Here is a 12,232-nt window from a genome sequence, read left to right on the forward strand (position 1 = left end):
CACCGTATGAGCTTGCTATTTGATGCCAATGACCATGGAGTCATGACCAATAAGATGTTCAACGCGTGTTTCGCGAAATCCAGCTTCTTGTAACCAACCTGAACAATTGGCGCCTGTATAGTCGAATCCTCCAGCTAACTCAATGAGCATGTTGAGACTCATGAGCAGACCGAATGCATTCTGTCGTCGCTCATCATCGATCAACGCTTCAAATATGATGAGAGCTCCATCGGGAGGCAGCGCGTCATAGGCTTTGGCGATGAGGTGTTTTTTCTCTTCTAAGTTCCAGTCATGAAGAATGTGTCCCATACATAGCACATCGGCTTTCGGGAGTGCTTCTTTGAAAAAATCGCCTGGTATGAATCGTAGTCGATCATCCAACTGAAATGACTGCACATAGTCGTGAAAAATGGGGCCAACGGGTGGGAGGTCAAATCCTCCTCCTGTGAGGTGTAAGTGTGTTTGAGCAATTTGAACGGCTAATCCGCCTTGAGCACAGCCAATGTCGATGAACGTATTGTAGTTGTTCCATGGGAATTTCTGAGCGATGGCCTGGCTGGCTCCCATGCTGATCCCGGTCATGGACTGGAGAAAGGCCTGAAGTGCGATGGGGTTCTGGTACAAGGTTCCAAAAAAATCATCACCGTTTTTGGTTTCATTTTGTGGAAGTCCGGTGCGGAGCCCTTCTGTGAGCGATCCCCAATAGCGGTACAATCGGTCATTGGCCATTTCTAAAAATCCACCAATATACGTGGGTTTTGTTTTATCAAGAAATTGATCAGTCTCGGGCGTATTGGAGTATTTCCCGTCGTGTCGGTCAAGCATACCGAGTGCCACAAGTGCATCGAAAAAATCTCGCGCACTTCGTTTGTGAAGCCCCAGTTGTGTTCGGAGAGTCTCGGCGTCGAGAGGTTGACGAGCTAATATGGTGAATACCTCTAATTCAACCGCACTCAGAAGGGTTTTGGAACCCCAAAACGCCATGCCGAGTTGCATGATATTCGCTGGTGATGATGGTGTACTCATCGTACTTGCCTCATGGATAACTTAATCTCCACCGGCAAATGAATCTTCTTCATATTCTTCGATGACTTCTTCTGTTTCCATGCCGAGTCCTGCTTGAAATGATTCTCGAATGGCCAGGATATGGTCATGCGATGGTGTCTGGGCAATGTCCTTCGTGAAACGTGTGAGAAATTGGTCCGAGAGCGAGAGCCCTTTTTGAAAAAACTCTGGCAAAGGACCTTCTGTCACCTGTTGCCAGGTAATATAAATGAGAAATTCTTGGAAGTATCGAGCGTCGGGGAGTCCTTCCCCATACTGTTGTAAGGCCTTGTAGGCGCGAGTTGCGTCTGGACCTTGGACTGAGGAAAAGGTTTCTTCCGCTTCAAGGATATCCTCTTCGAGTTCTCCTAGTTCCCCGTGTTGTTCTGCTTCTTGAAGTGCTTGTCGTGCCGCAACCGCCGGATCGAAGTTCATGCAACGTGTTCCTTCCCTCTGTCACACCATTTTTCTGTTCTCGTCAATAACATGGAAATATGTGTTAGGAGGATACCACGGTCGCCAATTTTTGTAATGCTGAATGGGGCGAGACAAAATTTCTGTTAAATCCAAGGGATTTTGGGTCCATATCCATGGCAAGCCCAAGCAGTTGGGGGAGGTGAAGAATCGGAAGATCAATGGAGATATTCTCTTGGTTTGCGGCTTTAGCTTGCATCCCGTCTAAGTTCAGATGGCAAAGAGGACAGGGGGTTACCATGATATCGGCTCCGTGTGATTTGGCATTGCTTGTATGTGTTGCGACCATGTTGAGAGAATTTTTCTCATTAATGGTCAGAATGGGAAATCCACAGCATCGACTTTTTCCTGGAAAGTCGACAACCTCTGCTCCCAAGATTTCAATGACGCGTTCCAAGGCTTTGGGGCGATCGGGATGTTCATCGAATTGCAGCGCTTCGGTAGGACGTTGAAGGTAACATCCGTAAAACGGCGCAGCGCGGAGACCTGTCAATGGTTTTTTGATTGCCTGTCGGAGGACGTCTTCTCCCACATCTTCCAATAAGATCCAGATGAAATGGCGAATGTTCGTCGTGCCGCGATAGGTGAGCCCTTCTTCTCCTAAGATCTGATTGATTTCCGCCAAGTACTCTTCATCAGTGGTCATGCGATGATTGGCCTGACTCATGACGCCTTGACATGTACTGCAAATCGTCATGATGGGTACGTTCTGCTGTTCGGCCAGGGCAAAGGTTCGTGCATTGATGACGTCGCCCAGTCGCTGATCTTTTTCTTGAAGGACACCTGCGCCTGTGCAAGCGGCAGTCGTCATTTCCTCAAGATCTATGCCGATCTTTGGATAGACCTGCATGACGGATTGATACAGCTCTGGACACGCACCCTTTGAGACGCAACCCGGAAAGAATGCATATTTCATGGATGACTCCTCGTGTAGTGTTCCAACTGTTCGTCGCATCGTCTAAGAATCATCATATGGTGTTTCGAGAGGATCACCAGTGAATGCTACTACGCTATTTGTCTCGGAATGTACGGTTCTCGACGCTCGCACGTTTGAAGAGTCGTTTGATTTGGTCAATACCCGGAATAGCCCGGTGTAATGGCCCTGATGGTGCGATTTTTTTATGGCGGAATGATTGAATGGCAATGGGGATCATGCCTACCAATCGGCGAATATTTCTGAAGCCAAATGTCCGAAGAGCTAGCATGGGTTCATCCAACACCCCTTTATTCTTGATGATGTCCGTGAAGGCTTCGGCATGACGTGAGCCAGTCGTCGAAGGGAGTTGTTCGTCAATTCCCCTGGCTCGCAACGACATAATGCGATCCATGGGACCCACGCCTTTCGGGCAGACTTGGATGCATTCCATGCATCGCGTGCAATCCCACATGCCCCCAGGTTCGTTGAGTGCGGCGAGTCGATGAGTGGTGGCATCGTCGCGTGGATCCGCCACAAACCGATAGGCCTTGGCTAGAGCTGCCGGGCCGACAAATTTGGAATCGACTTCCAAGACCGTACAGTCAGAGACGCAAACTCCACACATAATGCAGGTCATCACTCCGGAAAGATGATTCATAGCTTCGGCCGGTGCTAGGTGTTCAGCTTCCGGGATAGGCGTAGCCGGTTGAAGCCAGGGTTGGATTTGTCGAATTTTTTCCCAAAAGGGCGACATGTCCGTGATGAGATCTTTAATGACGGGCATATTGTTCATGGGTTCAACGTGAATAGTCTGGCTGTCTTTCGTTGCTGAAATGATCTTTGTTTTACACGCTAACGCGGCATGACCATTGATGCGCATGCCGCATGAGCCGCAAATGGCTCCGCGACAGGAACAGCGAAGCGCCAGGGAGTCGTCGAGTGTCTCACGCACTTTAATCAATCCGTCGAGGACGCTATCAGACGCCTCAAGTTCAAGATTGTACTCTTGAAAAAATGGAGCTGGAGTTTTTTGCTCCGGATTAAATCGGCGTACGCGAAGGGTAGTGTTCATAGTATCGTTCAGGCCTGCAATTGCTCAGAATAGCCGTGAAGAGTTTGGAGGTACATCATGGTTTTTTCGGCTCTCTAGTAGACTCGGGGTTGCGGCTGCCATTGGGTGATGCGCACCGGGAGATAGTCTATGTCTGGAGCCCCGTTTGTCGAATGATAGAGCAAGATGTGTTTGAGCCAATTGTCGTCGTTCCGGTCTAAGTAATCGGTTCGAAAGTGTGCCCCACGACTTTCTTGGCGGGTCAGAGCTCCCATGATGATTGTTTCCGCACAATCCAACATGAACCCCAGTTCGAGTGTATTGACGAGTCCGGTATTAAAGACATGACCTTTATCTTTGATCCCGACAGTGTCCCATCGATTTTTAAGAGCCTTAATAACCTGTTGTGCATTGGTCATCCCTTCTTGCTCTCGAAAGACTGAGAGGTGCCGATTCATGGTTTGACCCATTTCGGATCGAATCTTGGCAATGGTATCGTCATGGGTTGGTCTTCTGAGTATTGACGTAACAAGGTCGTGATCGATGTCAACGAGGGCCTCTGAAACTTTAACCCCGTTTACTGTTTTTGTATATTCGGCCGCAGACTTTCCGGCTCGTCGACCGAATACGACGGTATCGAGCAAGGAATTGGCTCCGAGACGATTCCCTCCATGTAAACTCACGCATGCGGTTTCACCGGCAGCGAATAACCCGAGTACGCCCTTCCATTGTTGCTGGATATCCCAGCATCGTCCATCAATATCCGTTTTGATGCCACCCATTTGATAGTGCATACCTGGGCGTATGGGAATCGGTTCTTCGGCGAGATCAATATTGGCAAAGGTTTTGGCCTCTTCATTAATTTGACGAAGCCGGTCATTGATAAAGGCTTTGCCAAGGTGCCGGCAATCCAGGAAGACGCATCCGTTGACGCCGCGACCCTCATTGATTTCCAATTGCTCCGCACGCGACACGACATCGCGAGAGGCGAGTTCCATCATGTTTGGCGCGTATCGTTCCATAAACCGTTCGCCATCGCTGTTCAGAAGATATGCGCCTTCTCCGCGCGCCGCTTCGCTGATGAGCAGGCCTTTGCCTTTGAGGGTTGTTGGGTGGTACTGGACCATTTCCATGTCCATCAATGGCGCTCCGGCTCGGTAGGCGAGGGCCATGCCGTCACCAGTGCAGATCAACGCATTGGTGCTGGGTTCGTACACGCGTCCTAATCCGCCTGCCGCGAGGATGACGGCTTTGGCCTTGAATACGGCAAACGTGCCCGTCCGTATTTCAAAGGCCACGACGCCGGCGCATTTTCCTTCATCATCCTTAATAATCGATGTCACAAACCATTCTTCATAAATAGGGATTTTCGATTGGAGTATTTGTTCGAACAGAACGTGCAGCATGGCTTGGCCGGTAAAATCTGAGACAAAGAAGGTGCGTGCTCGTTTTTGTCCGCCAAATCGTCGGGTTCCTAAGCGTCCTTCTTCATTCCGATTGAAAATGACGCCCATGTGTTCGAGGGCAATGATATCGTTCCCCGCTTCTTGTGCCAGGATCTCTACGGCATCTTGATCCCCAAGGTAGTCGCTCCCTTTCACTGTTTCGAATGCATGGTCTTCCCATTTATCTCCACGATCGGTGAGGGCGGCGTTGATGCCGCCTTGTGCGGCATTTGAATGACTTCGAACGGGATGGACTTTCGTCAGAACGGCTACAGTTGCGCCATGTTCATGCGCAGCGATGGCGGCACGCATACCTGCCAAGCCAGCTCCAATCACTAAGACGTCGTATGTATGAACAGTGGTCATGAACAGGTGACGATACGAAATTCCGATAGACGACACTCCCGACATATGGGAGCAGGATGATCAGGTTGCAGAGGACGAACGTTCACGGGATTCGATGGGTTCATACGGACGATTATGTGGCCCTTCATAGATCTGATCGGGACGAAAGAGATGATTATGTTGATATTGTTCAAAGCAATGGGCAAGCCACCCTGCGACTCGAGCCATTGCAAATATTGGGGTGAACATATCGGTGTCAATGCCCATTTGATGGTAGATGATCCCAGAATAAAAGTCTACATTGGGACGAATGCCTTTAGGCCCAACGCGTTGTTCCATTTCATGTTCAACTGTACGGGCGATCGTGAGTAGCGAATCATGTTTTTCGTCTTTGAGCATGCGCTGAGCAAGTTCCTGCAGAATGAGGGCGCGAGGGTCTTTGACCTTGTACACGCGATGTCCAAACCCCATAATTTTTTCTTTGGCAGCGATTTTTTTATCAAGATAGGTTGGCACCTGTTCGACTGAGCCGATGGCCTCAAGCATATGAATGACGGCTTCGTTCGCTCCTCCATGGAGCGGACCCTTGAGTGTGCCAATGGCCGATGAGATCACAGTGTATGGGTCGGCAAGCGTGGAGGCCGTCACTAAGCCACTAAAGGTTGAGGCGTTCATGGTGTGTTCGGCATGAAGGATCAGGCTGGTGTCAAACGTTTTGGCGACCGCAGGGTCAGGTTGTTGTTCAAAGAGCATGTAAAAGAAATTTTCGGCATACGACAGGTTATCGTTAGGCTGAATTTGATCATCGCCATGACGAAGTCGAGCAAACGCGGCGACCATGGTTGGCAGTTTGGCTAATAACCGGATGGCTGCCCAGTATCGGGCTTCCGGATCACGGACATCGGGTGTTGGATAAAACATGCCCAATGCCGCAACCGCGGCCTGCAAGGCATCCATCGGATGTCCATGCTCGGGCAGGCATTTAATGAGATCCGTAATACGATATTTAATGCGTCGATGGATGAGGAGATCGTTTTCAAATTGTTGAAGCGCTGAGGGCGTGGGAAGTTCATTGAACAAGAGCAGATAGGCTGTTTCTATGAATGTGCCATGCGTCGCGAGTTCTTCAATACGAATGCCACGGTATTCTAGAATACCCTGTTGCCCATCCACTGAACTGATGTGTGATTTGGTCGCGACAACTCCGGCTAGTCCCGGGAAAAAATCTCGCATGGGCTTACAATCCTTTGTGTCGATTCATGAGAGTAACGCTATCCGTATGAAACCCCTTGTCACCTCGACGGGATGCTCCAGGTTGCGTATTTTTTCAATGATCTTTCTTCTTGATTATACTACATTGCAGGTTTCTTGAGGCAGGCTCAGTTCGTAAAAAAATCTGCTATACTGTACGCAGTGTTTTCTGTATTAATTCTTGTTCAGATACGTATCTTATAATGTATGAAAGGGGTATTCAATGATCAGAAAAATCGTGGGTTGTGATGTGATGATATTGACGTTGACCGTGGTTCTAACCTGTCTGCCATGGGGATTCGCTCTTGCAGATGAAGGGCATTCGCATTCGGAGCAAGGGATGTCTCATCATTCTGGAGATATGAAGCAATATTCCGGGTCGGAACATGGAGGGATGCAGCATCATATGTCTGCCTCTCCGTTGAGTATGAAGGAAGAGTTGGGGTTAAAAGATGAACAAGTCAAGAAATTGGAGCCTGTGGAATCGGATTATCGAAAAACCATGATCAAAAATGGTGCGGACCTACGTGTTGCCATGATCGATTTAGGATCGTTGCTTGATCAAACGGAGACGGACCGAAGTGCGGTTGCGACTAAAGTTGAGGAAATTGGTGGATTGCAAACACAACTGATGATGTATCGTGTTGATACATTACTGAAACTGAAAGAGATCTTGACTCCTGAGCAATATCAGCAATTCCGTGATCGGCTGAAACAACAAATGGATCGTGGAATGAGTGGACGTATGCATGGCATGAGCGGACAGGGAAAACATGGGTCTATGGGGACGCACGGCTATGGACAAGAACATTCAGAGGGGTATGGACACGGAAAAGATCTGAGGTAACTACATAGTCAGGGAATAATCTCGCTTACATATTTTGGGCAATGAAGAGTTTGAGGGGGTGTTCGAGTACGTCCTTCAATTTTTGGAGAAACCTTGCCGCCTGTGCTCCATCCAGTGCTCGGTGGTCGCACGAAATGGTGACTTTCATCCGTTGGTCGATAACGATTGCATCGCTTTCAACGACTGGAATGGTTTGAATTGCACCGACTGCGAGTGATGCGGCTTGAGGTGGAACCAGGACCGCGCTGAATTGTTCTATGGCATACATTCCGAGGTTAGAGATTGAAAACGTGGCGCCTGAATATTCTTCTGGTTTCAGCTTCTGGCTTCTAGCAAGACGGATCAGGCGAAAACTTTCTCGTGAGAGTTCTCGCAGCGTTTTGTGTGCGCAATCTCGAATGACGGGGGTGATCAATCCCTCATCGATGGCCACAGCTATCCCGATATCAATGGAGGGATATTGCCGAATGGCCTCGCCCGTATAGGAAACATTGATCTCCGGGTGTTCAATGAGCGCCAGTGTCACAGCTTGAATAAGCAGAGTCGTGATACTGAGCGAGGTATCTTGAAGGTCGTTCATCTGTGCTCGTAACCGTTCGGCTTCAGTCATACTGATATCGGCTGTCAGATAAAAGTGTGGGACTGGAGCTTTGCTTTCAGTCGTAACACGTGCAATGGCTTTCCTGATTTGGCTTAACGGACGTTCGATGACATCATTCGAAGGGGCAGGTACTCGTTGAGGAAACTGTACGACATCTCGTTCAACTATTCGTCCGTCTGGGCCGGATCCTTCGATGTTGGATAGTTCAATCCCTTTGTCCTTTGCTTTCTTTCTTGCGCGTGGGGAAATGTTTTTTGAAGACGGGTCTGTAGTTTTTTGTGGTTCTTCAGGCGGCAGTTCGGTGTTTGCTTCTATTGGTTTCGAAGCTTTTTGGGTTTTTGAGGCTGAAGACTTGGCTTTTAGCGTTTTTGATTGCGAAGGTTCAGGCGGGCTCTCAGTTTTTTCGTTCGACTTAACAGAGTCTGGCCCTTCGGTTACGAACGGCTCAATATCGTCATTCAATTCACCAATGAGGGCAATGAGAGAGCCTGATTGAACTGTATCGCCTTCGTTCGCCAAGGCTTTTCGAAAAAAACCTGATCCGAAGGCTTCAAGGTCCATAACGGCTTTGTCTGTTTCAATCTCAGCCAATACGTCACCGGCATCGACTGTATCTCCTTCTGCTTTTTTCCAACTCACGACCACGCCTTCTTCCATGGTGTCTGTAAGTTTTGGCATGACCACACGGGTAATCATTGGATGCCCCTTTGTTTTGACGTCAAATGTACAAGACTTGCTTGACGGCTGCGATGATGCGAGCCTTGTCTGGAATGGCTAAATCTTCGAGTGGCCGTGTATATGGCATGGGAACGTCTTCTCCGGTCACCCTGACAATTGGTCCGTCTAACTCATCAAAGGCATTCGAGTAGACGGTTTCTGCAATCTGAGCACCTAAGCCTGCAAACTTCCAACCTTCTTCGACGATCACTAACCGTCCGGTTTTTTTTACAGACTCTACCAACGTTGTGACGTCCAGTGGTCGGAGGGTTCTGAGGTCGACGACTTCCGCCTCAATGCCCTCTGTGGCTAGGTCTTCTGCAGCTTCAAGACTGAGCAAGAGCATTTTTGAATACGCGACTATCGTCACATCGTGCCCATGCCGTTTAATGTCAGCTTTTCCAATAGGCACGGTGTATTCTTCTTCAGGGGTTTCGCCTTTTGTGCCGTATAACAATTGAGCTTCAATAAAGATGATGGGGTTATTGTCTCTGATCGCACTCTTGAGTAATCCCTTTGCATCATAGGGTGTCGCGGGAGCAAGCACTTTGAGTCCTGGAACATGACAGAACCAGGCTTCCAGACTTTGTGAATGTTGTGCCGCCAATTGATGCGCAGCACTTCCAGGTCCGCGAATCACCATGGGAACAGTGAATTGTCCCCCAGACATATAGCGAACTTTTGCCGCATTATTAACAATTTGGTCCATAGCCAGAATGCCAAAATTAAACGTCATGAGTTCGACAATCGGGCGAAGGCCGGCCATAGCTGCGCCAACGGCTAATCCTGTGAATCCAGCCTCCGTAATTGGGGTGTCCCGTACACGTTCTGGTCCGAATTCTTCCACAAAGCCTTTACTAACTTTAAAGGCACCTTGATAGTATCCCACTTCTTCGCCGATCAAAAACACGCGGTCATCTCGCTGCATTTCTTCACGCATGGCCTGATTCAATGCTTCTCGATACGACACGACCATAGTTACGCGTTCTCCTTACTTTGAAAGATCACCGCAGGTTTCATGAACATATGGATCTTCTTATATCATTTCCTCTTGTTCAGCGTAGACATCTTCATGCAATGACGCGGGCGATGGGAAAGGGCTTTGCTCTGCGAAGGTAATGCATTCGCTGACGATTGTTTCAATTTCTTTTTCCACGGTTGTCAATGTTTTTTCTGTATCGACCCCGTCTTTTTTCATTGCGTCCTTGAGTAATGCAAGGGGATCATTTTTTCGAGCGTCTGCTACTTCCTCGCGCGTTCGATATTGTCCGTGGGCTGGATCAGACATGGAATGCCCCATGAAACGGTAGGTCAATGCTTCAATAAAGTAGGGTTGTGGATCTTTGCGAATTTGACTGACCACTCGTTGCATAAGATCTCGAACGGCGAGTACGTTCATGCCGTCCACCTGTTCAGCTTGTATCCCGTGTGCCTTCGCGCGTTCGGCCACGTCTTTGTAGAGAACCATTTCTCGTGCTATCGGAGTACCCATGCCATATCGATTGTTTTCGCAGATGAAGATCACGGGAAGTTTCCATAGTGCTGCTAAGTTAAACGCTTCGTGCGATTGTCCACTCGGAATCGCGCCATCCCCGAAAAAGCAGAGCACGATTCGGTCTTCTTTCTTGTATTGTGCAGCAAACGCCAGTCCGACGGCTAAGGGAAGATGGCCTCCCACGATGGCATAGCCACCCATGAAGTTCCGCTCGACGTCGATGAGATGCATCGAGCCGCCTTTTCCTTTGCAAAGCCCGGTTGCTTTGCCGAACAACTCTGCCATCACCTGCTTGGGGTCTGACCCTCTCGCGAGACAGTGGCCATGATCGCGATACGCTGAGATGATGTAGTCTTCTGGTTTCGTCGCTGCGATACAGCCTACTGCGACCGCTTCTTGGCCGATATAGAGATGCAAAAATCCGGCAATTTTGGCTAACGCATACATTTCGGCAGATTTCTCCTCGAATCGGCGAATAAGCAGCATGTCTCGATAGAGAGAGACAAGGTCATTTACGGGTGAGCGTTTACTCATAGGTTTATTCACATTTCATCCAAGTCTGGCACGCTCTGATACATGTTTACATCTATGTTGTTGCGGGATGTATTGTTTCTCTGCCCAGAACAAGTTGAAAACGGAGTAAGAGAGTCAATGTGGGATGTGTTGAATTCCCTAAAGCCAGAAAAACCGTGAAGAAGAAAACTGGACATCGGCGTCTCCTCCGCGAACGTGAGAAATGCACGAGCCCGACTCGTCAATTTGAATTCCAGATCTCTCATGTGTCGAGATGCTGTTTTCTTATCTTCGCAGGTATCAGGTCCTCATGTAAACCTATTTATGAGCAATGAAATAGGTGAGCGGTTCTTAAATGCATGACTTAAGGTATATTTGATCAAGCGAAATACCAATCAATCCATGTCCATCGTCATGGAACACCTTTTGGTGAATTCAGGCATTGCGATACAATGCTACAGATAGAGAATGGCATCAATAAGATGTTGGGAAAGGGTGAAGCCCATGGCGAATGTGAAGAAACGATTGCCAACAAATGTCGAAGGTGATTTTTTTGTTGATGAGACGTGTATCAATTGCGATACCTGTCGTCAATTAGCTTCAGAGACTTTTCATGAGGTAGATGGTTTTTCCGCCGTGCATCACCAACCTCATAGTGCATTGGATGTCTTCCAAGCGTATCAAGCGTTATTGGCTTGTCCTGTTGGGTCGATTGGTACTGTCCAAAAAAATAAACATGTTTTGATGGATGCCCAGGAGAGTTTCCCGATCGAACTCGCAGACGGGGTGTACTACAATGGATTCAATTCAGAAAAATCGTTTGGCGCGAATAGTTACTTCATTACTCACCCTGACGGGAACTGGTTAATTGATTCACCACGATATATTCACCACTTGCTTGACGCGTTTCAGGGCCTCGGCGGCATTCGTTCCATCTTCTTGAGCCATGAGGATGATGTGGCAGATGCCGATCGATATGCTGAAAAATTCAGCGCGATGCGCATTATTCATCAGGCTGATAAGGACGCCATGCCAGAGTCAGAATGGATTGTGAAGGGACATGACGTCGTGCAAGTAAATCCTGATCTACAGATTATTCCGGTTCCTGGGCATACGGCTGGGAGTATGGCGCTACTCTATAAAGAGAAGTATCTTTTTACAGGCGATCACCTGTGGTGGGATCGAGAAAATAACGAACTTGGGATGCCTTCTCGGTTAGTTTGGAATGCTCAGCATCTTCTGGAATCTACCAAAAGCCTTTGTGATTTCGCGTTTGAATGGGTCCTGCCAGGACATGGTGATCGGATTCATTTGCAGCAAAATCAGATGCAGGAAGAGTTGAGTCGGTTAGTTGAAGCGCGGCAGAAAATATAACTTTCAGTAGTGGACTTCGTGCCCCTGCATTAATAGAGATCCGTTGATCCCCAGCAAAAAATATCTTGGCACACGAGCATCTGAAGGTACATTCACTTCGCAGTGGTAGTGCTGATTGTCTCCTTACGGATGCTCAGGGAATAATCAATACACATGCCA

11 protein-coding genes are annotated in these 12,232 nt (G+C 48.4%); 2 read left to right on the forward strand and 9 right to left on the reverse strand.

What is annotated here, in order from left to right:
* Window positions 1-15: 15 nt before the first annotated feature.
* From ACWHX8_RS05940 to ACWHX8_RS05965, 6 genes are all read right to left on the reverse strand, one after another.
* A complete protein-coding gene (locus ACWHX8_RS05940; protein WP_447971042.1) occupies window positions 16-1,026 on the reverse strand; it encodes a methyltransferase in 1,011 nt (336 codons plus the stop codon).
* Window positions 1,027-1,047: 21 nt separating this feature from the next.
* Window positions 1,048-1,479 (reverse strand): hypothetical protein, encoded by a 432-nt coding sequence (locus ACWHX8_RS05945; protein ID WP_447971043.1) that lies wholly within the window; start codon window positions 1,477-1,479, stop codon window positions 1,048-1,050.
* A 64-nt stretch (window positions 1,480-1,543) separates the two neighbouring features.
* Window positions 1,544-2,434, reverse strand: coding sequence for a CoB--CoM heterodisulfide reductase iron-sulfur subunit B family protein (locus ACWHX8_RS05950; RefSeq protein WP_447971044.1), 891 nt, complete (start codon window positions 2,432-2,434; stop codon window positions 1,544-1,546).
* A gap of 94 nt (window positions 2,435-2,528) precedes the next feature.
* The gene (locus ACWHX8_RS05955; RefSeq protein WP_447971045.1) at window positions 2,529-3,506 is read right to left on the reverse strand and encodes a succinate dehydrogenase/fumarate reductase iron-sulfur subunit; all 978 of its coding nucleotides are present in this window, start codon (window positions 3,504-3,506) and stop codon (window positions 2,529-2,531) included.
* Window positions 3,507-3,580: 74 nt separating this feature from the next.
* Window positions 3,581-5,296 (reverse strand): FAD-dependent oxidoreductase, encoded by a 1,716-nt coding sequence (locus tag ACWHX8_RS05960; protein ID WP_447971046.1) that lies wholly within the window; start codon window positions 5,294-5,296, stop codon window positions 3,581-3,583.
* Between the two features lie 60 nt (window positions 5,297-5,356).
* Window positions 5,357-6,508: a citrate synthase gene (locus tag ACWHX8_RS05965; RefSeq protein ID WP_447971047.1), complete on the reverse strand. Its 1,152-nt coding sequence runs from the start codon at window positions 6,506-6,508 to the stop codon at window positions 5,357-5,359.
* Between the two features lie 241 nt (window positions 6,509-6,749).
* Between ACWHX8_RS05965 and ACWHX8_RS05970 the strand changes: the two genes are divergently transcribed.
* Window positions 6,750-7,373 (forward strand): Spy/CpxP family protein refolding chaperone, encoded by a 624-nt coding sequence (locus tag ACWHX8_RS05970; protein WP_447971048.1) that lies wholly within the window; start codon window positions 6,750-6,752, stop codon window positions 7,371-7,373.
* 25 nt (window positions 7,374-7,398) lie between these two features.
* Here ACWHX8_RS05970 and ACWHX8_RS05975 read toward each other — a convergent pair whose 3' ends face one another.
* Genes ACWHX8_RS05975 through pdhA form a run of 3 tightly spaced genes read right to left on the reverse strand, consistent with a single transcriptional unit; the run spans window position 7,399 to window position 10,720 of the window.
* The gene (locus ACWHX8_RS05975) at window positions 7,399-8,670 is read right to left on the reverse strand and encodes a dihydrolipoamide acetyltransferase family protein (RefSeq protein WP_447971049.1); all 1,272 of its coding nucleotides are present in this window, start codon (window positions 8,668-8,670) and stop codon (window positions 7,399-7,401) included.
* A 22-nt stretch (window positions 8,671-8,692) separates the two neighbouring features.
* Window positions 8,693-9,667, reverse strand: coding sequence for a pyruvate dehydrogenase complex E1 component subunit beta (locus ACWHX8_RS05980; protein WP_447971050.1), 975 nt, complete (start codon window positions 9,665-9,667; stop codon window positions 8,693-8,695).
* 60 nt (window positions 9,668-9,727) lie between these two features.
* Window positions 9,728-10,720 (reverse strand): pyruvate dehydrogenase (acetyl-transferring) E1 component subunit alpha, encoded by a 993-nt coding sequence (gene pdhA / locus ACWHX8_RS05985; RefSeq protein WP_447971051.1) that lies wholly within the window; start codon window positions 10,718-10,720, stop codon window positions 9,728-9,730.
* 483 nt (window positions 10,721-11,203) lie between these two features.
* Here pdhA and ACWHX8_RS05990 point away from each other — a divergent pair, with 483 nt between their 5' ends.
* Window positions 11,204-12,073 carry an MBL fold metallo-hydrolase gene (locus ACWHX8_RS05990; RefSeq protein ID WP_447971052.1) on the forward strand — a complete coding sequence of 290 codons (870 nt, stop codon included), beginning with the start codon at window positions 11,204-11,206 and terminating at the stop codon, window positions 12,071-12,073.
* Window positions 12,074-12,232: the final 159 nt, after the last annotated feature.

The organism is Nitrospira sp. M1, assembly GCF_965152605.1.

Excerpts from the sequence above, each read along its gene's own strand:
- ACWHX8_RS05940 (WP_447971042.1), bottom strand. The coding sequence starts at position 1,026 with ATGAGTACACCATCATCACCAGCGAATATCATGCAACTCGGCATGGCG.
- ACWHX8_RS05945 (WP_447971043.1), bottom strand. The coding sequence starts at position 1,479 with ATGAACTTCGATCCGGCGGTTGCGGCACGACAAGCACTTCAAGAAGCA.
- ACWHX8_RS05950 (WP_447971044.1), bottom strand. The coding sequence starts at position 2,434 with ATGAAATATGCATTCTTTCCGGGTTGCGTCTCAAAGGGTGCGTGTCCA.
- ACWHX8_RS05955 (WP_447971045.1), bottom strand. The coding sequence starts at position 3,506 with ATGAACACTACCCTTCGCGTACGCCGATTTAATCCGGAGCAAAAAACT.
- ACWHX8_RS05960 (WP_447971046.1), bottom strand. The coding sequence starts at position 5,296 with ATGACCACTGTTCATACATACGACGTCTTAGTGATTGGAGCTGGCTTG.
- ACWHX8_RS05965 (WP_447971047.1), bottom strand. The coding sequence starts at position 6,508 with ATGCGAGATTTTTTCCCGGGACTAGCCGGAGTTGTCGCGACCAAATCA.
- ACWHX8_RS05970 (WP_447971048.1), top strand. The coding sequence starts at position 6,750 with ATGATCAGAAAAATCGTGGGTTGTGATGTGATGATATTGACGTTGACC.
- ACWHX8_RS05975 (WP_447971049.1), bottom strand. The coding sequence starts at position 8,670 with ATGATTACCCGTGTGGTCATGCCAAAACTTACAGACACCATGGAAGAA.
- ACWHX8_RS05980 (WP_447971050.1), bottom strand. The coding sequence starts at position 9,667 with ATGGTCGTGTCGTATCGAGAAGCATTGAATCAGGCCATGCGTGAAGAA.
- pdhA (WP_447971051.1), bottom strand. The coding sequence starts at position 10,720 with ATGAGTAAACGCTCACCCGTAAATGACCTTGTCTCTCTCTATCGAGAC.
- ACWHX8_RS05990 (WP_447971052.1), top strand. The coding sequence starts at position 11,204 with ATGGCGAATGTGAAGAAACGATTGCCAACAAATGTCGAAGGTGATTTT.